Genomic DNA, 23853 nt, shown 5'->3' on the forward strand with positions numbered 1-23853 from the left:
ACACCTCGGTAACAAACGTCCACGTGGTCCCCGTCACCGTGGCCACGCCCAACTGATTCTCGCCCTCGTAAATATCAAGATCTTTACCCGGTGCCACCGTGCCTTCAAGGGCCAGCGGCGTCTTGTTGGTCGTGCCGGGATTGGTGACCGGCGCGCCTTCGGAGTCCGTCACTTCGCCGATCGTGGGTTTCACCACCGCAGCAGCCTTAACGGTATAGCTTCGCACCTCCGAGAGGTTCGCCTTGCTCTCGTCATCAACCTGATCAAACGCAACCCTATACCCAAGCGTCAGGACCGATCCATCGGCCAACAGCTTTAACTCACTGTAAAGAACAGACACCTCTTTGTAGCCCAGAGTGATCCAATCCTCATTGACCTCGTCCTTGAACAGCTCTCTTTCATAATCGTTGCCATCCGCCTTCTTGCCCTTCAGCACGATCCAGCACCATTGCCCTTTGGCAATCAGCGGCCAGATCTCAACGCGCACCGTCCGGTCGTCGGTGTCGGTGGTCAGGTCCAGTACGTCCCCGGTACCGTCATCGTCCTTCCCGAAGATCACCCCCGCCGTCAGATCCTCAGGCGCAAGGTCGAGCACCTTCAATTCGAGCACCTCGGACGTTACCGGGTCTTCGCCGTCACGATAGGCGGTGTATTCCACCTTGATTATCTGGTCCAGGTTAAAAGCAACGACCTCAGGATCCAGATTCAAGACCCTGAGGTTTGCTGGCCCAAACGGTAAAGGGTCGCCGTTATTGCTGGTGTACGAACCGCGCTTTTCATCAGCGTTCCAGCCCTTGAACCTGACGACGACTCCGTCGGTCTCCCGAAACCCCTGCGCGCTCCGTTTAATTTCTGCCCTCAGTTGTTTTACGCCTCCGTTGTGGACCTTCATCGGGTCCAGGTTGTCGTCAACCGGCGGCGGCCTGATGCCCGGCTTTTCAGGCGTTTCCGGGAGGTCAGCGTGTATTTTTGGGGCGTCTTCTTGAGCAGTCATGAGCAATCTCCATCTCGCAAGAGTCGCCGCAACATGAGCGGCAGGGCTGGCGCTCATCTAACACCTCGCCCCGAGACGCTGACCACTGTCAGAAATAACAGGTAGGCCGTGGTTTCCGACCAGCGGTAGGAATTACATAGCCAGAGCGGTGAGCGGGTTTTGCCCGCGCATAAACGAAAAAACGCCCCAGAGGGGCGTTTTTCATGACGGCTGGGCCTGCTTGATTACTTCAGGACAACAGCACCTTTCATCATCGAGTTGTGGCCAGGGAACGAGCAGAAGAACTGGTAGCTTTCGCCAGCGGTCAGCTTCGATACATCGAAGGTCACCGAGTCTTTCTCGCCGGCACCGATGATTTTGGTGTGAGCGATGACGCGAGTGTCACCCTCTTTCAGGTAGTTCTTGTCGATGCCGGCGGCCATGCCATCGGTCGTGATGCCAGCCATGTCTGCGGTTTTGCTCAGCACCCAGTTATGACCCATGACGTTCTTCGGCAAACTGCCGGAGTGGGTCAGGTTGACGGTGAAGGTCTTGCAGCTCTTGTCGATGGTGATCTCCTTGGTGGTGAAGGACATCTGATCGGTGGAGTCGACATCGACCTTGCACTCTGCAGCCATCAATTGGCTGCTGGCCAGTGTCAGCAGGGATACCGCAACGAGTTTGGCAAACATGGTGAATCTCCAAGGCAGGGTTAACAAAATCCGTAGGGCATAAAGACTGCCTGAAATTTCTGCAAGTGCCTATGACCTGAATCAAGAATTGTATACAACTTTCGGGCTATGACATTGATCGAAACAATTAACCGGCCAGACCTCTGGCGCGCACCTATCATCGGTTTGTCATCCCACTCTGGAGCGCCTGTCATGTCCTTCAATAGCCTGTTGTGCAGTTTGCTCGCCGCCTACGCCTGTGGCGCCAGCGGTACCTATGAAAGGCCTCGCAGCGAGGATTAGCCCTTGGAACGCCTACGGTCAGCCATTACTCTGGGGTCATCACTGACCATGGAGTAAGGCATGTCTTTAGCGTCTGTTTGTGTATTTTGCGGCGCCAGCACCGGCACTGACCCGGCGTATCGGCAAGCGGCGATCGCTCTCGGCCAGGCGCTGGCCCGGCGTAAGCTGACGCTGGTATATGGCGGCGGCGCTGTCGGTTTGATGGGCATAGTGGCCGATGCGGCGCTGGCGGCGGGTGGCGAAGTGATCGGGATCATCCCCGAAAGCCTGAAGAACTCGGAAATCGGCCACACCGGCCTGACGCGCCTGGAAGTGGTCGACGGCATGCATGCACGCAAGGCGCGCATGGCCGAGCTGAGCGACGCGTTTATCGCTCTGCCGGGCGGCCTTGGCACCTTTGAAGAACTGTTCGAAGTCTGGACCTGGGGCCAGCTCGGTTACCACGGCAAACCGCTGGGACTGCTGGAAGTGAACGGCTTTTACAGCAAACTCACTGCATTTCTTGATCATGTCGTCGGCGAAGGCTTCGTTCGCGGGCATCACCGTGACATGCTGCAAATGAGCGAATCGCCGCAGGATCTGCTGGATGCGCTGGATGCCTGGCAACCGGTGGTAGCACCAAAATGGGCCGGGCAAAAACCCAGCTAGGGTCTGTACGAAAACTCGCCGAACGGCGATCAGGCAAGGCAAAAACAGGCGAGGAAGCGGAGTTTAGGCCCCTAAATGAGCATTCCGAGCCTGTTTTTAACGCAGCCTGGTCGACGTGCAGGCAGTTTTCGTACAGAGCCTAACCCTTGCCCCCGGTTTAAAGGCAGAATAGGCGCCGCTCAACCTCACCTTCGACCCCAGAGGATCGCCCATGGCTAAACCTAATTACTCCTTCGCCAAACGTCAAAGAGACTTGGCCAAAGAGCAGAAGAAAGAGGAAAAGTTGCAACGCAAGAAAGCTGCCGCCGATGAAGAAACCGGCGCACTGAACCCCGATGCAGAAGGTGAAGTGGTTGCTGATGACGCTGTTGAAGCACCGAAAGATCAGGCGCCCGACGCCTGAGACCCACAGGGTTTGATGTTCTGATCAAACCCACCGGATCTGTGTCCAGGGTCGGCAGTCATGCTGCCGACCCTCACAGCCTCCACAATCGACTTGCACAAATCCCCAAAGCACAACCCACCCGACATTGATCGGCTGAGAACCTGTGGCGAGGGAGCTTGCTCCCGCTCGGCTGCGCAGCAGCCGTAAAACCAGCGAATGCGTTTTACCTGATACGCCGCGCGTGCAGGTTTTGGGTCCGCTGCGCGGCCCAACGGGAGCAAGCTCCCTCGCCACAAGAAACTTGCGCATTCAAGAACCGCGTTCATCCAATGGCATCACGGTCACCTGCACTTGCGGGTCATGGCTGCCGCCGCCCAGTATTACTCCACGCAATGGCGAGACATCGGAGAAATCCCGGCCCCAGGCCAGCGTGATGTGCTCCAGCGCCGGTTGCACGTTGTTGGTCGGGTCGAAATCAACCCAGCCCAGCACCGGACAGAACACCGAAACCCAGGCATGAGATGCGTCGGCGCCGATCAATCGGGGCTGGCCCGGTGGTGGCTGGGTCAGCAGGTAACCACTGACGTAACGCGCCGCCAATCCGCGGGAACGCAGGCAGGCGAGCATCAGGTGCGCAAAGTCCTGACAGACCCCGCGCCGACGTTCCAGCACTTCCACCAGTGGCGTCGCGACCTGAGTTGCCTCGGCGTCAAAGGTGAACTCGCTGAAGATTTTTTCCATCAACGCCTGAACGCCCAGCATCAATGGACGGCCCAGCGGAAAACAGCTTTCGGAGAACTCGACGAAGCTGCTCTTCAAGTGCACATACGGCGACTCGAACCGATAGCGGCACGCATCCATTAGCTGCGGAGCAATCGGCTGACTGCTGTAGGTCAACGCGCTACGGGTCATGTCCCAGGCCGGCGATTGATTGAAATCGCGCACCGGCCGGGCCAGCACTTCGACGGTCAGTCGGGCATTGACCAGCAGTTCGTCGTGAGGCCTTTCAAACGCCAGCCGGGTCAGCGGATTGCCAAACACGTCCAGCTCATCGCGGCGCGAAGTCGGCTCCGGGCTGATCTGCAATTGCTGATCAATGCAACGCTGCCAGGCGCAGTGCCGTGGCCACAAATGAGCGAGTTGCTGGGCCAGCGAGACCGGGCTGTCGTAGTGATAATGGGTGTCGTGGAGAATCTGGTAACGGGCGCTCATCAGACGGACACCGTGCGCTGGCTGACATCATCGACATGGGCGAAGTGCCGCAACGCGAGACGATCAGACACCTGATTGCTGACATCGGCGATTTCTTGCAGCAGGTCCGCCAATCCACTGAGGGCAGCGCGGACGCTGGCTTCGCCGAACAACCCGTTCTCTAGGCAACCGAGATCGAATCGCGCCAGACGCTCGACCAACGAAGGCAACGCCAGATCGCGCGGCAGACCAAAATCATCGTTCAGGCGTTTGAGGGTCCGGGCCACCAGTTTCAGCTGGAACAATACGCCGTGAGGGTTCTGCTCATCGAGCAGCAACACATCGAGCACCGGAATCAATTGCGCCACCGCCAGGTAGCGGGAACGGTAGGTGATGCTGCTGTTGCCCAGCTCCAGCAGCCATTCCAGCCCGGCTTGATCGAAAGCCCCGGCGCCGCGCAGGAACGCGGCCAGGCTGCTGCCAAGAAACTGCAATCGCTCGATCCGCCGCCCGATCATCAAAAAGCGCCAGCCTTCGTCACGGGTCATGTCGTCCAGCGCAAAGCCCGACAGCGCCGCGAGCGACATGACCAGGCGATTGAGGAAATCCAACCGCTCGCCAAAATCCGGCTCTTCGGTTTCCAGCTCCATGGCATCGCGCTGCAACTCCACCAACGCCTGCCAGTTCTCTCGCGAGAGTTTGCCGCGCACCTGGGAGGCTGCCCACTGCAAGCGTTGCAGGTTGGAGCGCAGGCTGAAGGCCCAGTCATCACCGCACAATGCCGTCAGCAAACGCTCGGGCAATTCACCTTCGTCGGGCAATAACAACAGGCTTTCACCGAGATCGACCGCGGCCTGCAAGGCTTGCGGATCGTCGCCGTCAACGTAACGCGTGAGCATGATCCGCAGCAGCCGCGCACTGTCGTCGCAGCGCTCGCAATAGCGACCGAACCAGAACAGGTTTTCGACCACCCGCGACGGCAGGTAGGGATCACGTCGCACCAGATCATGTACACCGAGGGTTCGCTGGGCTTTCCATTGCTCGCCGATCGGCGCTCGCTCGCCCAACACCCAGGTGTCCTTGCTCGCGCCGCCGCGCTGCATCGACACCACCTCGGCATCGGGTTCCGCCGCAACCCGGGTCAAGCCGCCGGGCAGCACCCGATAGCCGTCTTGACTGGCCACCGCGTAAACGCGCATGCCAATCGCGCGGGGCTGCAACTGGCCGTCTTCGGCTTGCCAGATCGGCGCCTGCGACAGTTGCGCCAGTTCTTGCGCCACATAGGCATAAGGCCGTGCCTGCATGCGCTCGGCGAGGTCCTGGCGCTGTTTTTCACTCAAGTCACGGCCCAATACCGAGGCAAAACTCTGCGAGGGGAACGCCGGCTTGATCAGCAGTTCAGGCATTTTTTCCAGGGCCTGTGCCAACACCGGAGGCTCGCCGCACCACCAGGTGGCAATGGACGGCAGGATCAGTTCTTCGCCGAACAGGAATTGATTGATCTTCGGCAAAAAGCCCAACAGCCCCGGCGACTCCAGTACGCCACTGCCCAAGGCATTGGCCACCAGCACCCGCCCCTGTCGAACCGCGTCAAGCAGGCCCGGCACGCCGAGCGCCGAGTCGGTGCGCAACTCCAGCGGATCGCAGAAGTCATCGTCGAGCCGACGCATGATTGCGTGAACCCGACGCAAACCGCTGAGGGTTTTCAGATAGACCGTGGCATCGCGTACGGTCAGATCACCGCCTTCAACCAGTGGATAACCCAATTGGCGAGCCAGATACAGGTGCTCGAAATAGCTCTCGTTGAATCGCCCCGGCGTCAGCAGCACCACCAGCGGCACTTCATCGGCACTCGGTGCCTGACGCGCGAGGGTTTCCTGCAAGGTACGGAAGAACCCGGCCAAATGCTGCACCTGCAAATCACGGTACAACTCCGGAAAGGCCCGCGACACGATGGTGCGGTTTTCCAGCGCGTAACCGGCACCGGATGGCGCTTGAGTCCGATCCGCCGTGACCCACCAACGCCCATCGGGCGTGCGCGCCAAATCCACCGCGTACAGATGCAAAAAGATCCCGTCCGGCGGTTGGATGCCCTGACAGGGCCAGAGAAAATTGTTATGGCCGAACACCAGTTCTGCCGGCAGCAGGCCTTCGGCAATCAAGCGCTGCGGGCCATACAGATCCGCCAATACCGCGTTGAGCAAACGCGCACGCTGGGCGATCCCGGCGGACAACTGCTTCCACTCATCAGCCGCCATCACATGAGGCAGCAGGTCCAGTTCCCATGGACGATCAGCGCCTTTGGGGTCGGCGTAAACATTGTAGGTGACGCCGTTTTCCTGAATCTGCCGTGCCAGCAAGGCTTGCCGTTGCAGCAGTTGCGCCGGCGTGCTGCGTTGCAACTGATCGAACAGCCGTCGCCAGTGCGGGCGCACCGCACCGCTATCGTCGAGCAATTCGTGATAGGTGCCCGGCGTAAGCGGGTAACGGTCAAGCAGGTCAGGCATGGAAAGCTCGGCAGCCAGCAATGAAAAGTCAGATTAACGCAGACCTTTGACGCCCGGATAGACGAAAAATCCGGACGTCGTGTCTGATTCAGAAACGTCGCAAATCGAGCGTCATCGGTAGCTCGTCGTTAAGGGTCAGCGTTGGCATCGGCAAGGTTCCCGGGCTGTGGCCGAGGCGGAAGAACCGCGCCATCCGCCGGCTCTCGGCCTCATTCGCGTTTACCGGCAGGCTGTCGTAGTTGCGCCCGCCCGGATGCGCGACGTGGTACTGACACCCACCCAGCGAGCGCTGCATCCAGGTGTCGAGCAGATCGAACACCAACGGCGCGTGTACCGGGATGGTCGGTTGCAGGCAGTTCGCCGGTTGCCATGCGCGAAACCGCACGCCGGCAACAAACTCGCCGACCCGCCCGGTCGGTTGCAGCGGTACCGGGATGCCATTGCATGTCAGCACATAACGCTGCGGCGCCAGGCCTGTGAGCTTGACCTGCAAACGTTCCAGTGACGAGTCGACATAACGCACCGTGCCGCCGGCCGAGCCCTCCTCCCCCAATACATGCCAAGGCTCCAGCGCCTGACGCAGTTCCAGCTCGATGCCGCTGACCGCGTAATCGCCGACCTTGGGAAAGCGGAACTCCAGATGCGCGGCAAACCACTCGGCGCGCAGCGCATAGCCGGCGGCGTTGAGGTCGACAATCACATCGGCAAAGTCCTGTTCGATGAAGTGCGGCAACAGGAAACGGTCGTGCAACTCGGTGCCCCAACGCGCCAGCTTGGCCGGTGCATACGGTTCGCGCCAGAACCGCGCCACCAACGCCCGCAACAACAATTGCTGAGCCAGGCTCATACGCGCGTGGGGCGGCATTTCAAAGGCGCGCAGTTCCAGCAGACCGAGGCGTCCGGTCGCGCCATCCGGCGAATAGAGCTTGTCGATACAGAACTCGGCGCGGTGGGTGTTGCCCGTGACGTCGATCAGCAGGTTGCGCAGCAAGCGGTCCACCAGCCATGGCGCACACTCTTCGCCGGGTTTTGGCATCTGCGCAAAGGCGATCTCCAGCTCGTACAACGCATCGTTGCGCGCTTCGTCCACCCGTGGTGCCTGGGAAGTCGGGCCGATGAAAAGACCGGAAAACAGGTAGGACAGCGACGGGTGGTTATGCCAGTAGCTGATCAGACTGCGCAGCAGATCCGGCCGCCGCAGAAACGGTGAGTCGGCCGGCGTCGCGCCTCCGAGGACGAAATGGTTACCGCCGCCCGTGCCGGTATGTCGACCGTCGATCATGAATTTCTCGGTGGTCAGCCGGGTCTGACGCGCCTCTTCGTAGAGAAATTCGGTGCGCTCGACCAACTCGTCCCAACTGGCGGACGGCTGCACGTTGACTTCAATGACGCCGGGGTCGGGAGTAATGCGGAAGTTGCTCAGGCGTGGATCGCTCGGCGGTTCATAACCTTCCAGCAACACCGGACAATGCAGTTCCTCGGCAGTGGCTTCGATGGCGCTGACCAGTTCGAGGTAATCCTCGACGCGTTCCAGCGGCGGCATGAACAGGTACAACCGCCCTTCCCGAGCCTCGGCGCAGAGCGCAGTGCGGGTCAGCCAATCGGCGGACTGGTCGACTTTCGGTGCGCGCTCATCGACGGTGGCCGGCTCGCCATGGGCCTGCAAACTGGCGGCGTCAGGCAGCTCCGGCAAATCCTGATTCGGATCGACCGGGTGCACGAACGGATACTCCGCGGCCGTCACCCACGGTTGCGAAGCCAACGGCAAGCGATAACCCAGCGGTGAATCTCCTGGCACCAACCGGCAATGGCTGTCACGCAGGTACCAGCGGCCGCTCTGCCATTGATCGCCCTTGGCGGTGCGCGCCAGCGGCAGTACTTGGCCAATCACCTTGTCCAGACCTTGGCTGAAGACCTTGTGCAGGCGCGCGCGCTCAAGTTCGTCGCTCAGCCGTGAGTCTTCAGCGCTGACGTTGACCGGCAACGCACCTTCGCGCCAGAGGTAGTAGAGGTTGTCTTCGTAGGCCGGAAACACAAAGCGCGCAGGCAGTTTCAAACGCTCGGCGACACTCGCCAGAAAACGCCCGGCCAACTTGCCATCGGCGCCGTAGTCTTGCTGCTCATCGGCAATCAGCGCGCTGTTGTGCCAGATCGGCACGCCATCTCGCCGCCAGTAGCAGTTCAGCGACCAACGCGGCAGTTGCTCGCCGGGGTACCACTTACCCTGGCCAAAATGCACCAGGCCCTTGGGTCCGTAATGCTTGCGCATGCGCTGGAACAGCTCGGCGGACAGCCGCCGCTTGTCTGGCCCGAGCGCGGCGGTGTTCCACTCGGCACCGTCGGGGTCGTCAATGGAGACGAACGTCGGCTCGCCGCCCATGGTCAGGCGCACATCGCCTTCTTGCAGGTCGGCATCAATCTGCCGGCCCAGCGCCTGGATCGCCAGCCACTGGTCTTCGGTGTAGGGTTTGGTAACGCGTGGGGCCTCCCAAATCCGCTCGACCGACATTTCGTGGCTGAATTCACACGCGCACGGTTCGACCAGGCCACTGATCGGCGCCGCCGAGGACGGATCGGGACTACAGGCCAACGGAATATGCCCTTCGCCGGCAAACAGCCCGGAAGTAGCGTCCAGGCCGATCCAGCCGGCGCCGGGCAGATAAACCTCACACCAGGCGTGCAGGTCGGTGAAGTCCACCTCGGTACCAGAAGGACCGTCGAGGCTTTTGACGTCAGCGGTGAGCTGGATCAGGTAACCGGAAACAAATCGCGCCGCCAATCCGAGATTGCGCAGCAGTTGCACCAGCAACCAGGCCGAATCGCGGCAGGAACCCGAGGCGTGTTCCAGAGTGTATTCGGGGGTTTGCACGCCCGGTTCCATGCGAATCAGGTAGCCGATGTCTTCGCTCAGGCGCTGGTTAAGGGCCACCAGAAAATCCACGGCGGGCAGCGGCGTGCGGTCGATGCCGTCAAGGTAGGCCTTGAACGTCGGCGTCAGCGGCAGGGTTTCCAGGTACGGCGCCAGCTCACGCTGTTCGTCTGCGGCATAAGCGAAGGGAATTTTTTCCGCGTAGGGCTCAAGGAAGAAGTCGAACGGATTGAACACCGCTATCTCGGCCAGCAGATCGACTTCGATCCGCAGTTCCGTGGTGTTCTCCGGGAACACCAACCGCGCCAGGTAATTACCCTGAGGGTCTTGCTGCCAATTGATGAAGTGTTGCTCTGGCGACACTTTCAACGCATAGGAAAGAATCCGCGTACGGCTATGGGCCGCCGGGCGCAAGCGAACGATCTGCGGACCGAGCTCGACAGCGCGGTCGTAGCGGTAATGCGTAACGTGGTGCAACGCGACATGAATCGACACGGCGTGCCTCCTGCGAGCCTAAAGCGTATTCGAAAGCGCGCAAGACTTATGCCACCCAGCAGCACCGGCGCTTTCACAGATTTGCTTAGGGCAGTACAGCACCAAAATCGGGCGATGCGGGAATTGGGTTCGGGCTTGTTGCACGCAGATGTAGCAAGCCGCTGCTGCGTGGGCTCACAGAGCGCGCTTGAGGCTCGCTTCGAGGCGTTTGAGTCGCTGACGGATTCGGGCGCCCACTTGCAGCACCTTGATCCCACGCTGGTAGCGACGCGTGCTCATCAAGTACAAGCCGATCAGCGACGGCACAGCGGCTATCCAGACAAACCCCAGATGATTCGCCTCGATCATCGCCAGCAACGTGATGGACAGACAAAACACCAACATCGTGAACAACCCCCAGACGGCGTTGGGGTAACCACGAATCAGCGCAACGAGACACGCGGACATCACCACGACACCTCCCATCATGGCGAAGATGAAGTACTCCATCATCGGATAGTCGTGTGGGAAAAATACTTCGTCGAAGACCGAACCGGTCAATGACATGGCGAATGTCGTCATCATCATGACCGCGATATGAATCCAACCATAGCGTCGCACATAGGGTTGCCAAGCCAGCCAGTGGGCGAACTTCAACTGCATGAGTTTGTCGGCGGTGAGTTGCTGCGCGGAGGATTTCTTGCGGCGGGCCACGGTGTTCTTCCTTGGGTTGAAAACTTGAGCAATCACTTACTTGTGATAGATGGCGAATGAGGTCTCGCCGGGGTTGGCACTCGGCCATTCTACAGAATGCAGAACGCCAACCCGAATGTTGGCGTTCTGTTCAGCTCAAGTGAAGCTTAGCGCGGTACAACCGGCTTACACGCAGGCTTTGGCCCTTTGCCTTTGGCGGCGTCCTTGCGGTCCTTGGCGGCTTGCTGGTTGCGGGCGAACGCCGCAGCCTTGGCCTGTTCACGCTTGTCCCAAGGATTGGCGCCATCGCTGGCACGCGGCGGCGAACCGGTGTGCTGGGTCAGGATCTTGATGGTCTTCTCGCCTGCCACTTTGTGGCTGCCAGCCGGCGTCGAGTTCTTGCGACGGGCGCTCTGGTAGCTGTCGGTGGCCGGCTGATGACACGGCGGCCTCCTGCGAGCCAGGGCATGGAAACAAAGCGCGCAAGACTTATGCCAGAGCGGCGGTCATTGCGCTTTATCGTAAGACCCGTTGCAGTACAGCACCAAAACGGCGCGATGGCTGCCGTCGTGGTGCGAGGGTTGCACATATTTGTGGCGGGAGTGTGAGGGTGGGTGGTGAAAGTACCCAGATGACGAGCCGTGCCGTGGTACCTATCGGTTTTTATGCTGGGCTTTTAATGCCTGCCGAAGATGGCGGATTTCCACGAGCTTAATACGCATATCTCGCTGAACGGCACTGTTGAGTATCAATAGGCCAAACAGCGGAAAAACCAAAGCAAAGCCATAAAGAACAGCGTGGGGTTTGTATTGAATCATTGGAAGCACAAACAAAAAGCACGCGAAGTAAATACCCACCGTTACCCACACCCAAGACGGTCGCCCCCGCAAAATCATGAAATTGCTATGGACCGTTAACAGGATCAGAAACGCTCCGGCAAGCATGATTGATAAGCCCAAACCTCCAGCGAGAGGAGCATCACGAAAATAGGTCGCAAAGGAAAGCGCGGTAGCGAAGCCCAAGGAAAAATAGGCCGCAAATACACCACCGATAAAAGTAAGGAAGTAGTGCCTGAAAAAATCACGAAGCGTCATCAGCTCGCTCATTCGCCGACTTCCTCATACAACCCCAATGCGATGGTTTTTACGTTGCCCGTATAAGCACTCCCACCAAAGCCCGCCGTTGCGCCTAAGGCATCTTTAATTTGGGTCTTGGTGCTGTGCTTAAGTTGAGTCGGGGTAAAACGCTTGGGTAGCTCGCCCGACAATTGCTTGAGCTTGAGCATCTTCGATGTCAGGCGGGGGTCATTGATGGTCAACAGTTCTTTGTTGATTTCACTTTCGATGCGCTGGCGCACCATGAACTGGGAGCGGTTGGAGTCCATGCCGATGCTGAGCAGGGGGTTGCTCATGGGTGTTCTTCCTTGAAGTGGAGGGTGGTCATGCTGGCCTCATCGCGGGCAAGCCCGGCTTGTATGTTTAGACTTGAAGGGGTGGGTGGTGAATCTACCCAATCAACCCGCCTTTGCCGCCTGGCGCAACCGACGTACTTCCACAAGTTTGCGCACCATCGAGCGATAGCCTTTGCTGTTGAGCAACAACAAGCCCAGCAGTGGCCAGAACAAACATTCACTGTAGATAAACCAATGCGGGCGGTATTGCAGCGTCGGCAATACCACCAGCAGGCACGCCACGAAAAACGCCACCATCCCCCACACGGCCCAAGCCCGCCCACGCACAATCAGGAAGTTGCTGTTGACCACAAACAATGCAGCGAATATCACCACAAACCAGGACACAGTGGCATTCGTAGCCATGGGCACATCGGCGAAATAGGTGCTGGCCGCTAAGGAAATTGCGCCAGAGCCACCGAGGCAACCCGCGAGAATCACGCCAATGAACGATGGGAAATGTTCCAGCAAAAACGGTTTTAACGACGGAACACCACTCATCACTCCAACTCCTCATACAGGCCTATCGCCAGGGTCTTGAGCTGCTTAGGGTTATCCGAGCGCGCCAGGCCCCAGACGCTTAGCCCTGCACTGAAGGCATCGCCCAACTGTACGATGGTGGAATGCTTGAGCTCGGTGTGAGTGAAGCGCTTGGGCAAGTCACCGCGCAGTTGCAGCAGCTTGCGCATTTTGGTCGACATCCGCGGGTCGGCAATTTTCAACAGTTCTTTGGTCAGTTTTTCTCGCTCTTGGCCATTGAGGCCTTTAAGCACCTGGCGCAGGGTTTTACCGGTGGATGCACGGGCGACATTGACCAGTTTGACCGTCGTCAGCGCAGACGCGCCCACACCGACCAAGGCGGCGCCGTCCATGATCTTGGTAGCGGCCTGGTACCACTCTTCGTTATCCAGATAGTCATTCATGCCAGGGTTGACGATTTCATTGCGGGTGCGAAATGCGCCCATCAGGCATGACGCCGTACTGGCTGTAGCACTGGCATAGCCAATGACCGTGATGACCGAACTGGCGCCAGCGGTGAACGGCACCGCGATGGTGCCACTTAACATCACCAGCCAACCCAGGACCGCGCCGCCACAGGACAACGTGGTGTTGAAAGCTTCGCTGATCAGTCGCGACTCTCGCGGGTTATTCACCACTTGGTCAGCGAATTGTGCGGGAGCGACGTATTTCTGCGCCTCACGTACGATGATGCGCTTGGGCTGGATGCTGCAAATCGGCTTGAACTCACGCAGGGTAACTACGTTGAAGTCGGCATCGATGTACACCACCCCTGCGCCGACGATGCTGGGGTCGGCGTCGATGGCAGCAAATATACGCGGCAGGTTGATTTCACTTTCGATGCGCTGGCGCGCCATGAACTGGGAGCGGTTGGAGTCCATGCCGATGCCGAGCAAGGGGTTGCTCATGGGTATTCTTCCTTGAAGTGGAGGGTGGTCATGCCGGCCTCATCGCGGGCAAGCCCGGCTCTCACATCTGGAATGCATTCCCCTGCGGGAGCTGGCTTGCCTACGATGGCAATTAATGGGCGCCACCTTAACAAACAAGTTCTCCAGCGCCTATAAAGCAAAACGCCAGCACGAGGCTGGCGTTTTGTTTTCTAGGCTGCGATCAACGCGGCACGACTGGCTTGCGCGCAGGTTTTGGCCCTTTGCCTTTGGCGGCGTCCTTGCGTTCCTTGGCGGCCTGTTGGTTGCGGGCGAACGCCGCGGCCTTGGCCTGTTCACGCTTGTCCCACGGATTACCGCCATCGCTGGCACGCGGCGGCAAGCCGGTGTGTTGCGTGAGGATTTTGGTGGTCTTTTCGCCAGCCACTTTATGGCTACCGGCTGGCGTCGAGTTCTTGCGACGGGCGCTCTGGTAACTGTCGGTGGCCGGCTGGTGCAGCGGGATCAGCTGGTTCTTGCCCGGCCCGATCAGGTCGGCGCGGCCCATGCGGGTCAACGCTTCACGCAACATCGGCCAGCCTTTCGGATCGTGATAACGCAAGAACGCCTTGTGCAGGCGACGCTGCTCTTCGCTCTTGACGATGGTCACGGCGTCACTCTTGTAAGTGACCTTGCGCAGCGGGTTCTTGCCCGAGTGATACATGGCGGTGGCGGTGGCCATCGGCGACGGGTAGAACGCCTGCACCTGATCCGCACGGAAGCCGTTGCCCTTGAGCCACAGGGCCAGGTTCATCATGTCTTCATCGGTGGTGCCGGGGTGGGCGGCGATGAAGTACGGAATCAGGTACTGCTCTTTCCCGGCTTCCTTGGAGTACTTCTCGAACATCCGCTTGAACTTGTCATAGCTGCCGATGCCCGGCTTCATCATCTGGTTGAGCGGACCTTCCTCGGTGTGTTCCGGGGCGATCTTCAGGTAACCACCGACGTGGTGGGTCACCAGCTCTTTGACGTATTCCGGCGACTCGACCGCAAGGTCGTAACGCAGGCCGGAGGCGATCAGGATCTTCTTCACACCCGGCAAGGCACGGGCGCTGCGATACAGCTGGATCAGCGACGAGTGGTCGGTGTTGAGGTTCGGGCAAATGCCGGGGAACACGCACGACGGCTTGCGGCACGCGGATTCGATTTCCGGGCTCTTGCAGGCAATGCGGTACATGTTCGCGGTCGGGCCACCGAGGTCGGAAATGACGCCGGTAAAACCTGGCACTTTGTCGCGGATCTCTTCGATTTCGCGAATGATCGACTCTTCGGAGCGGTTCTGGATGATCCGGCCTTCGTGCTCGGTAATCGAACAGAAGGTGCAGCCGCCGAAGCAGCCGCGCATGATGTTCACCGAGAAACGGATCATGTCGTAGGCCGGGATCTTCTCCTTGCCATACGCCGGGTGCGGAATACGTGCGTAAGGCATGCCAAACACGTAGTCCATCTCTTCGGTGGTCATCGGAATCGGTGGCGGGTTGAACCAGACATCGACTTCGCCGTGCTTCTGCACCAGTGCACGGGCGTTGCCCGGGTTGGTTTCCAGGTGCAACACGCGGTTGGCGTGGGCGTACAGAACGGCGTCGCCACGAACCTTTTCTACCGATGGCAGACGGATCACGGTCTTGTCGCGGGTCATCCGAGGGCTCGCCAGGATCTGCACGACCTTGGCTTCTTCCGGATCGTCAACCGGACCTTTTTCCTGCTCGATAGCGCAGGCCTGGGTGTCCTGGGTGTTGACGTACGGGTTGATGATCTTGTCGATCTTGCCCGGACGGTCGATGCGCGTGGAATCGACTTCGTACCAGCCTTGCGGCGTATCGCGACGAATGAACGCGGTGCCGCGCACGTCGGTGATGTCTTCGATCTTGTGACCGTAGGACAGACGCTGGGCAACTTCGACGATCGCCCGCTCGGCGTTGCCGTACAACAGAATGTCGGCGCAGGCGTCGATCAGGATCGAGTTGCGCACCCGGTCCTGCCAGTAATCGTAGTGCGCGATGCGGCGCAGGGAAGCTTCGATGCCACCGAGAACAATCGGCACATTCTTGTAGGCTTCCTTGCAGCGCTGGCTGTAAACCAGGCTGGCGCGGTCCGGACGTTTGCCTGCCAGGCCACCGGGGGTGTAGGCGTCATCGGAACGGATTTTCTTGTCGGCGGTGTAACGGTTGATCATCGAGTCCATGTTGCCGGCCGCGACACCGAAAAACAGGTTCGGCTCGCCGAGCTTCATGAAGTCGTCTTTGGACTGCCAGTTTGGCTGGGCAATGATCCCGACGCGAAAGCCCTGGGACTCCAGCAGCCGGCCGATGATTGCCATGCCAAACGACGGGTGGTCAACGTACGCATCACCGGTGACGATGATGATGTCGCAGGAATCCCAGCCAAGCTGATCCATCTCCTCCCTGCTCATTGGCAGGAATGGCGCTGGACCGAAACATTCGGCCCAGTACTTGGGATAGTCAAATAACGGCTTGGCTGTTTGCATGACGATGACCGGTGTTGAGATGAAAAATCGCGGGCGCGGAATATAGCACAAAATTTAACCAATTCCGACGGCTATGGTCGGAAATTGCAGAGCCGGATTCGCAACAAGCTCCTGAGGCATAACACAGCTCCTGTGGCGAGGGAGCTTGCTCCCGCTGGGCAGCGAAGCGGCCCCCATAGTTTATCTGTGATACCGCAAATTCAGGATTTACGACTGCTGCGCAGCCGAACGGGGCGGTGCGGCGTTCCGACGAGCTCCCTCGCCACAAAGTCCCTGCTCAGTTACTCGTCGTCGTCGAAGTTATAGCTGCCCGGCGCGAGGTTTTCGAATCGGGTGTATTTGCCAATGAAGGCCAGGCGGATAAAGCCGATCGGGCCGTTCCGCTGTTTACCGATGATGATCTCGGCGATGCCTTTATGCTCGGTCTCCGGGTGATACACCTCGTCCCGATACACGAACATGATGACGTCGGCGTCCTGCTCGATCGCTCCGGATTCCCGCAAGTCGGAGTTCACTGGACGTTTGTTCGGCCGCTGCTCGAGGGAACGGTTGAGCTGGGACAGCGCCACTACCGGACAGTTGAACTCCTTGGCCAGGGCCTTCAAGGAACGGGAGATTTCGGAAATCTCGTTGGTCCGGTTGTCACCGCTGGAACCCGGGATCTGCATCAGTTGCAGGTAGTCGATCATGATCAGACCGATCTCACCGTGTTCGCGCACCAAACGACGGGTCCGCGCACGCATTTCCGACGGGCTGATGCCGGCGGTATCGTCGATGAACAGCTTGCGATCGTTGAGCAAGTTGACCGCCGAGGTCAGGCGCGGCCAGTCGTCATCTTCCAGGCGACCGGCCCGGACCTTGGTCTGGTCGATCCGGCCCAGCGAAGACAACATACGCATGATCAGCGATTCGCCTGGCATCTCGAGCGAGTAAACCAGTACGGCCTTTTCGCTGCGCAACACGGCGTTCTCCACCAGGTTCATCGCAAAGGTGGTTTTACCCATCGATGGACGACCGGCGACGATGATCAGGTCAGACGGTTGCAGGCCGCTGGTCTTCTCGTCAAGGTCGGTGTAACCGGTCGACAGGCCGGTGATGGCGTTGTCGGTGTTGAACAAGGTGTCAATGCGGTCGATGGCCTTGGTCAACAGGTCATTGACGCTTACCGGGCCACCGGTTTTCGGTCGCGCTTCGGCGATCTGGAAAATCTGCCGTTCGGCTTCGTCGAGAATCTCGGCGGCGGTGCGGCCTTCCGGGTTGAAGGCGCTGTCGGCGATTTCGGTGCTGATGCCGATCAGTTGGCGCAAGGTCGCTCGCTCACGAACGATCTGGGCATAGGCCTTGATGTTGGCGACCGACGGCGTGTTTTTTGCCAGCTCGCCCAGATAACCGAGACCGCCGACTTGCGAGGTCTGACCTTCCTTGTCCAATTGCTCGGCAAGGGTCACGACGTCGATCGGCGAGTTCTGATCGGCCAGCTTGGCGATCGCGCGGAAGATCAGGCGGTGGTCATGTCGATAGAAATCACCGTCCGAGACCTGATCAAGCACGCGCTCCCAGGCGTTGTTGTCCAGCATCAGACCACCGAGCACAGCCTGTTCGGCCTCGATGGAATGCGGCGGCACTTTCAGCGCGGCGGTTTGCAGATCGTATTGCTCAGGAGCGGAGATATCGTTCATGGCCACTTGGGTTCTTTAGGAAAAGCAGGGGTTGTAAAAAATCAGGCACTGCAGAAAGACAAAGGGCACGACCTGTAAACAGGATCGTGCCCGATGTTACCGGCAAGCACCCAAGGGTGCCAGCCGACAAGTACTTCTTAAGCTGCTACCACGACAACGCGTACGGTGGCTTCAACTTCAGCGTGCAGGTGCACGGCTACGTCGAATTCGCCTACGTTGCGGATGGTGCCGTTCGGCAGACGAACTTCGCTTTTTGCAACTTCAACGCCAGAGGCGGTCAGTGCATCAGCGATGTCGTGGGTGCCGATCGAACCGAACAGCTTGCCTTCGTCACCGGCGGTGGCAGTGATAGTCACTTCCAGCTCAGCCAGTTGGGCAGCGCGGTTTTCAGCCGAAGTTTTACGGTCTGCTGCGGCTTTTTCCAGCTCAGCGCGACGCTCTTCGAACGCAGCCAGGTTGGCAGCGGTCGCAGCGGTAGCTTTGCCGTAAGGCAGCAGGTAGTTACGACCGTAACCAGCCTTAACGTTCACTTTGTCACCCAGGTTGCCCAGGTTGGTGACTTTTTCCAGAAGGATCAGTTGCATGTGAAAATCCTCTTAACTTTTAACCTTCACCGTTCGCGCTATCGACGTCTTTCGGCGTCAATCGACCGCGAAAATCAATCAGGCTGTCGACAATGGCCAGGACCACCAGCAACGGATAGATCAGCTGCATAAACAGCAACAGCGTTACGTACAACCCCACCAGCCAAAATTTGGCCAGTCGCTTTTCAGCCACCAGCCCATGAATCAGGGCCAGCCCGGCGAACACCAGCGGTACGCTGCACAACGGCGTCAACATGGCCAGCTGGGAACCGAAGTTCGGCCCCAGAAGCATGCACGCCAGCAGCAACATCGCCGGCCCCAGCGGGATTCGGATGGCGCGAAACTCGCGACCAAAACCACCGGGGTTGTACAACAACGCCTGCCAGTAGCGCCCGACAATCAGGCTCAGCACACTGACGATTTGCAACAAGGCCGCTATCAGGCCGGTCAGGACCGGGGCAATCAGGGCGGCGAGACGCGCTCGCTCCTCTACCGACAATTGCTGGTAGAGGTCACCGAGGGCCAGCGGCAGGATCTTTACCAGCTCCTGCGCCAGCATCTCGATCTGAGGGCGGTAAGCCGCGCCCAGCACCATTGAAAACACCAATCCCATCGCTATGCTGACCAGCAGCACGCGGTTCCAGGACTCACTTGCGCGCAAAACCAACGCAAGGCCCGAAGACCCCAGCAACACCATGAGTGCGCGTGGATCATCGGAATACAGCCACCAGATCAATGCCGGCAGTATTCCCAGAGCAAGAACGCCCAGGGCGTCCTTCAATCCGCGCCGCAGCAGCACAAGGCTCCCGGCGGCAGCACCCAACCAGTACAACAACGGCAATGCCGCGCATCCAGCCACTACGAGAGTGGCCTGCATACGACCGCGCATGATGAACTCAGCTATGGCGCGCATGCATTCAATCCTTTGCTACGTGTCGACTGCCCGGTCTCAGCGGCCGTGGCTGTCGGTGTAGGCCAGCAGGGCCAGGAAGCGGGCGCGCTTGATAGCGGTGGCCAGCTGACGCTGATAACGAGCTTTGGTACCGGTGATGCGGCTTGGAACGATTTTGCCGGTCTCGGATACGTAAGCTTTCAGAGTGTTGAGATCTTTGTAATCGATCTCTTTCACGTCTTCAGCGGTGAAGCGGCAGAATTTACGACGACGGAAGAAACGTGCCATGTAATAGGCTCCTCAAAAGGTCCGTGGATTACTCGTCAGCGTTATCGCTGTTGTCGCTGTCATCACTGTCAACGCTTTCAGCGCCTTCGTGCTCAGGACGGTCGCGACGCTCACGGCGCTCACTGCGGTTTTCTTCAGCCTTGAGCATCTCGGATTGGCCGGTAACGGCTTCTTCGCGACGGATGACCAGGTTACGGATCACTGCATCGTTGTAGCGGAAGTTGTCTTCCAGCTCGGCCAGGGCCTTGCCAGTGCACTCAACGTTCAGCATCACGTAGTGAGCCTTGTGAACATTGTTGATTGCGTAGGCCAGTTGACGACGGCCCCAATCTTCCAGACGGTGGATTTTGCCGCCGTCTTCTTCGATCAGCTTGGTGTAACGCTCAACCATGCCGCCGACTTGCTCGCTTTGATCCGGGTGGACCAAAAAGATGATTTCGTAATGACGCATGAATGCTCCTTACGGGTTGTAGCCTGCCGCTCAAAAGCGGTCAGACAAGGAGTGAATGACACTTATGGACTTGCCGGCGATGGACACATGCGTGCCTGCCGTCACAGCAAGGGGCGCAATTGTAGAGAAGGGACAGAAGCGGCGCAAGGCAATTGGTGATTATTTGAACAGCTCGTTCACATCACAACTTTTCGCCCCGACACAAACCATTGTGGGAGCGGGCTTGCTCGCGAATGCGGTATCACATCCAGCATTTGTACTGAATGACACACCGCATTCGCGAGCAAGCCCGCTCCCACATTAGATTTGTGTCCGCCTTAAGACTTCTTGGCGGACCCGGCGGCTTTGACGCCGCGCTGGCGCAGGGCTTCGAACAGGCACACGCCGGTAGCCACGGAAACGTTGAGGCTGCTGACGCTGCCGGCCATCGGCAAACGCACCAGATAGTCGCAAAGATCACGCGTCAGGCGACGCATTCCGCTACCTTCCGCGCCCATGATCAGGATGGTCGGGCCGGTCAGGTCTTGCTGATACAGATCCTGCTCAGCCTCCCCCGCCGTACCGACAACCCACAAGCCACGCTGCTTGAGCTTTTCCAGGGTGCGCGCCAGGTTGGTCACGGCCACCAACGGAATCACTTCCGCGGCACCACAGGCGACTTTACGCACAGTCGGAGTCAGGGTGGCTGACTTGTCTTTCGGAACGATCACCGCCAAAGCACCCGCCGCGTCGGCAGAACGCAGGCAAGCACCGAGGTTGTGCGGATCGGTTACGCCGTCGAGCACCAGCAGCAGCGGCGCGCCTTCGGTACGGTCGAGCAGCTCGTCGAGCATTGCCTCGCCCCAGACCTGGCTTGGACTTACCTCTGCCACCACGCCCTGGTGCACGCCTTCAACCCAGGCATCCAGCTCACGACGCTCGGCCTGGCCGACCGCAACGCGGTTTTCGCTGGCCAGCTCGATCAGCGTCTGAACGCGCGGATCACTGCGGCCTTCGGCCAGCCAGATCTGCTTGACGCGTTTCGGGTGATGACGCAGCAACGCTTCTACGGCATGCACGCCGTAGATTTTTTCCAACTGACTCATGACTTGGCCTTAGATTTACGTGCCCCGCCGCTTTTGGCTGGAGCCGAGCCCGCTTTTGGCGGGCCTTTACGGTGTTTACTCGGTTTGGCTGGCTTGCCGCCGGAGGCCTTTTCAGGCGCCGACCGCCCGGTCTTTCCCCCAGACGCCGCTTTACCGCCGCTCTTCGCTTCGGCCAGCAACGCCTGCTTCATTTCACGACTCTTGCGCACTTCGGCGTTTTTCGCCGCGGCATCACTCGGGCGATAAGCTTCGACGGCTTTTTCCTTCGCCGGACCGCGACGACCGGCTTTTGCCGGTGCCGGCTCAGCAGCCGTCTTGGCGGCAGGCGCCGAGGTCTCTGCGCCACGCTTCTTGCGGCCAATCGGCGCGCTGATGGTTTTTTCAGCCATCTCGAAGTCGATCTTGCGCTCGTCCAGGTCAACCCGCATCACGCGCACTTCAACGGTATCGCCGAGGCGGAAGCTGCGACCGGTACGCTCACCGGCCAGGCGGTGATGCACAGGATCGAAGTGGTAGTAATCGCCCGGCAAAGCGGTCACGTGGACCAGACCTTCGACGTAGATATCGGTCAGCTCGACGAACAGGCCAAAACCGGTCACCGCGGTGATCACACCCGGGAACGACTCGCCCACGCGATCTTTCATGAACTCGCACTTGAGCCAGTTCACCACATCGCGGGTCGCTTCGTCGGCACGACGCTCGCTCATCGAGCACTGCTCGCCGAGCTGCTCCAGCGCCGCTTCGTCGTACGGATAGATGCGCGCTTTCGGAATGGTCATCGCCCCGGCACGACGCACGTGTGGCGTGTCTTGCTTGGAGTGGATGACACTGCGAATCGCCCGGTGCGTGAGCAAGTCCGGGTAACGGCGAATCGGCGAGGTGAAGTGGGTATAGGCTTCGTAATTCAGGCCGAAGTGGCCCTGGTTATCGGCGCTGTACACCGCCTGGCTCAACGAGCGCAGCATGACGGTCTGGATCAGGTGGAAATCCGGACGATCCTTGATCCCGGCCAGCAACGCCTGGTAATCCTTCGGCGACGGGCCGTCCTTGCCTTTGTGCAGGGACAGGCCGAGCTCGCCGAGGAAGGCGCGGAGTTTTTCCAGACGCTCCGGTGGCGGACCATCGTGAACCCGGTACAGCGCAGGGATTTCGTGTTTCTTCAGGAATTCAGCGGTGGCCACGTTGGCCGCCAGCATGCATTCCTCGATCAGCTTGTGCGCGTCGTTGCGCACGGTCGGACGGATTTCGGCAATCTTGCGCTCGGAACCGAAGATGATTCGGGTTTCCTGCGTTTCGAAATCGATTGCGCCACGCACGTGACGGGCTGCCAGCAACACTTTGTACAGCGAGTAGAGCTGCTTGAGGTGCGGCACCACGTCAGTGTATTCGCCACGAAGCTGACGAGCTTCGGTGGTTTTCGGTTGTTCCAGCATCGCGCTGACCTTGTTGTAGGTCAGGCGGGCGTGGGAGTGAATCACCGCCTCGTAGAAACAGTAGTCAGTCATCTCGCCGGATTTGGAGATGGTCATCTCGCAAACCATGGCCAGGCGATCGACATGCGGGTTCAGCGAGCACAGGCCGTTGGACAACTGCTCAGGCAGCATCGGCACTACACGCTCGGGGAAGTACACCGAGTTGCCGCGAACCTGGGACTCGGCATCCAGCGCCGAACCGATCTTCACGTAGCTGGAAACGTCGGCAATCGCCACGTACAACTTCCAGCCACCGGAGAACAGCCGCAGCTTGCCCGGTTTCGCTTCGCAGTAGACCGCGTCATCGAAGTCGCGAGCATCTTCGCCGTCGATGGTAACGAACGGCAGATGACGCAGGTCGATGCGCTTCTCTTTGTCTTTCTCTTCGACCTCCGGCTTGAGCTTGGCGGCTTCTTTGAGCACCGCTTCAGGCCAGACGTGAGGAATGTCGTAGGTCCGCAGGGCAATATCGATTTCCATGCCCGGCGCCATGTAGTTACCGACCACTTCCACCACATCGCCTTGCGGCTGGAAGCGTGGGGTCGGCCAGTGCGTGATCTTCACTTCAACGAATTGGCCGATCTTGGCGTTGGCGTTACGACCCGGAGTCACCAGCACTTCCTGCTGGATCTTCGGGTTGTCGGCCACCACAAAGCCGATGCCGCCTTCTTCGAAGTAACGACCGACGATGCTCTCGTGAGCACGCGAGACCACTTCGACGATCACGCCTTCACGGCGACCACGACGGTCCAGACCGGAAACCCGTGCCAGCGCACGGTCACCGTCGAACACCAGACGCATTTGCGCCGGGCTCATGAACAGGTCGTCACTGCCGTCGTCCGGGATCAGGAAGCCGAAGCCGTCACGGTGACCGCTGATACGGCCCAGGATCAGGTCAAGCTTGTCTACCGGCGCGTAAGTGCCGCGACGAGTGTAAATAAGTTGAGCATCGCGCTCCATGGCGCGCAGGCGGCGGCGCAGGGCTTCGATCTGGTCTTCTGTGGTCAGACCAAACTCTTCGACCAGTTGCTCGCGGTTAGCAGGCGAACCCCGATCAGCAAGGTGCTGAAGGATCAGTTCGCGGCTAGGAATAGGGTTTTCATATTTTTCCGCTTCACGAGCGGCCTCGGGATCGAGGGACTGCCAATCGGCCATTAGAGAGTTTTCACCTTGTCTATATGCGGGTTAGTTTGGCATAGGCGTAATGAAACGGGAAATTTCAGGCTCCTGGAGGCCCTAAAAGCCCCTTCCTCCGCCTGGAAAGACAGCATTGAGCACCGCTCGTAAAATTTTCCAGGTTTTTTT

General features: G+C 59.4%; 19 protein-coding genes and 2 pseudogenes. 2 read left to right on the forward strand and 19 right to left on the reverse strand.

The genetic code is table 11. The features are described 5' to 3' along the window. Together KRR23_RS25275 and azu are read right to left on the reverse strand one after the other, a co-directional pair. The coding region (locus KRR23_RS25275) for a hypothetical protein (RefSeq protein WP_216744677.1) at positions 1-994 on the reverse strand (994 nt) is incomplete at its 3' end. Positions 995-1218: 224 nt separating this feature from the next. Beyond that, positions 1219-1665, reverse strand: a complete 447-nt coding sequence (gene azu, locus KRR23_RS25280) for an azurin (RefSeq protein WP_216744678.1) — start codon at positions 1663-1665, stop codon at positions 1219-1221. 342 nt (positions 1666-2007) lie between these two features. Between azu and KRR23_RS25285 the strand changes: the two genes are divergently transcribed. Continuing rightward, positions 2008-2595, forward strand: a complete 588-nt coding sequence (locus KRR23_RS25285; RefSeq protein WP_216744679.1) for a TIGR00730 family Rossman fold protein — start codon at positions 2008-2010, stop codon at positions 2593-2595. Positions 2596-2806: 211 nt separating this feature from the next. Then, on the forward strand, positions 2807-2998 hold the full coding sequence (locus KRR23_RS25290; RefSeq protein ID WP_054595375.1) for a hypothetical protein: 192 nt from the start codon (positions 2807-2809) through the stop codon (positions 2996-2998). A gap of 291 nt (positions 2999-3289) precedes the next feature. Here KRR23_RS25290 and KRR23_RS25295 read toward each other — a convergent pair whose 3' ends face one another. The 17 genes and pseudogenes from KRR23_RS25295 to rnr form a co-directional block, all read right to left on the reverse strand. Then, complete coding sequence (locus tag KRR23_RS25295) at positions 3290-4192, reverse strand: transglutaminase family protein (protein ID WP_216744680.1); 903 nt, start codon at positions 4190-4192, stop codon at positions 3290-3292. After that, on the reverse strand, positions 4192-6678 hold the full coding sequence (locus tag KRR23_RS25300; RefSeq protein ID WP_216744681.1) for a circularly permuted type 2 ATP-grasp protein: 2487 nt from the start codon (positions 6676-6678) through the stop codon (positions 4192-4194). Before KRR23_RS25300 ends, KRR23_RS25295 begins: the two co-directional genes overlap by 1 nt. Positions 6679-6766: 88 nt before the next feature. Next, positions 6767-10042 carry a transglutaminase family protein gene (locus tag KRR23_RS25305; RefSeq protein WP_216744682.1) on the reverse strand — a complete coding sequence of 1092 codons (3276 nt, stop codon included), beginning with the start codon at positions 10040-10042 and terminating at the stop codon, positions 6767-6769. 174 nt (positions 10043-10216) lie between these two features. Continuing rightward, positions 10217-10735 carry a hypothetical protein gene (locus tag KRR23_RS25310; protein WP_216744683.1) on the reverse strand — a complete coding sequence of 173 codons (519 nt, stop codon included), beginning with the start codon at positions 10733-10735 and terminating at the stop codon, positions 10217-10219. Between the two features lie 146 nt (positions 10736-10881). After that, positions 10882-11154: pseudogene (locus KRR23_RS25315) on the reverse strand (YgiQ family radical SAM protein); the annotation flags it as partial. Between the two features lie 213 nt (positions 11155-11367). Further along, positions 11368-11820: a hypothetical protein gene (locus KRR23_RS25320; RefSeq protein WP_216744684.1), complete on the reverse strand. Its 453-nt coding sequence runs from the start codon at positions 11818-11820 to the stop codon at positions 11368-11370. Further along, a pseudogene (locus tag KRR23_RS25325) lies at positions 11817-12053 on the reverse strand (NAD synthetase); the annotation flags it as partial. The gene KRR23_RS25320 and the pseudogene KRR23_RS25325, both read right to left, overlap by 4 nt. Before the next feature lie 174 nt (positions 12054-12227). Continuing rightward, entirely contained in the window at positions 12228-12665 is a 438-nt protein-coding gene (locus KRR23_RS25330; protein ID WP_216744685.1) for a hypothetical protein, read from the reverse strand. After that, on the reverse strand, positions 12665-13591 hold the full coding sequence (locus KRR23_RS25335) for an NAD synthetase (protein ID WP_216744686.1): 927 nt from the start codon (positions 13589-13591) through the stop codon (positions 12665-12667). Before KRR23_RS25335 ends, KRR23_RS25330 begins: the two co-directional genes overlap by 1 nt. A 202-nt stretch (positions 13592-13793) precedes the next feature. Continuing rightward, positions 13794-16097 (reverse strand): YgiQ family radical SAM protein, encoded by a 2304-nt coding sequence (locus KRR23_RS25340; protein WP_216744687.1) that lies wholly within the window; start codon positions 16095-16097, stop codon positions 13794-13796. Positions 16098-16378: 281 nt separating this feature from the next. After that, on the reverse strand, positions 16379-17776 hold the full coding sequence (gene dnaB / locus KRR23_RS25345; protein ID WP_019691515.1) for a replicative DNA helicase: 1398 nt from the start codon (positions 17774-17776) through the stop codon (positions 16379-16381). A 137-nt stretch (positions 17777-17913) separates the two neighbouring features. Beyond that, the gene (gene rplI, locus KRR23_RS25350; RefSeq protein ID WP_008157007.1) at positions 17914-18360 is read right to left on the reverse strand and encodes a 50S ribosomal protein L9; all 447 of its coding nucleotides are present in this window, start codon (positions 18358-18360) and stop codon (positions 17914-17916) included. 19 nt (positions 18361-18379) lie between these two features. Then, a complete protein-coding gene (locus tag KRR23_RS25355) occupies positions 18380-19273 on the reverse strand; it encodes a hypothetical protein (protein ID WP_216744688.1) in 894 nt (297 codons plus the stop codon). A gap of 36 nt (positions 19274-19309) precedes the next feature. After that, positions 19310-19540 carry a 30S ribosomal protein S18 gene (rpsR, locus tag KRR23_RS25360; protein WP_002551829.1) on the reverse strand — a complete coding sequence of 77 codons (231 nt, stop codon included), beginning with the start codon at positions 19538-19540 and terminating at the stop codon, positions 19310-19312. A 28-nt stretch (positions 19541-19568) separates the two neighbouring features. Beyond that, entirely contained in the window at positions 19569-19991 is a 423-nt protein-coding gene (gene rpsF, locus KRR23_RS25365) for a 30S ribosomal protein S6 (RefSeq protein ID WP_054595362.1), read from the reverse strand. A 317-nt stretch (positions 19992-20308) separates the two neighbouring features. Continuing rightward, the gene (gene rlmB, locus KRR23_RS25370) at positions 20309-21076 is read right to left on the reverse strand and encodes a 23S rRNA (guanosine(2251)-2'-O)-methyltransferase RlmB (protein WP_216744689.1); all 768 of its coding nucleotides are present in this window, start codon (positions 21074-21076) and stop codon (positions 20309-20311) included. Further along, on the reverse strand, positions 21073-23703 hold the full coding sequence (gene rnr, locus KRR23_RS25375; RefSeq protein ID WP_216744690.1) for a ribonuclease R: 2631 nt from the start codon (positions 23701-23703) through the stop codon (positions 21073-21075). The genes rlmB and rnr overlap by 4 nt, the downstream gene beginning before the upstream one ends. Between the last annotated feature and the right edge of the window lie 150 nt (positions 23704-23853).

This window comes from Pseudomonas sp. CVAP#3, from assembly GCF_018986375.1.
GTDB lineage: Bacteria > Pseudomonadota > Gammaproteobacteria > Pseudomonadales > Pseudomonadaceae > Aquipseudomonas > Aquipseudomonas helvetica.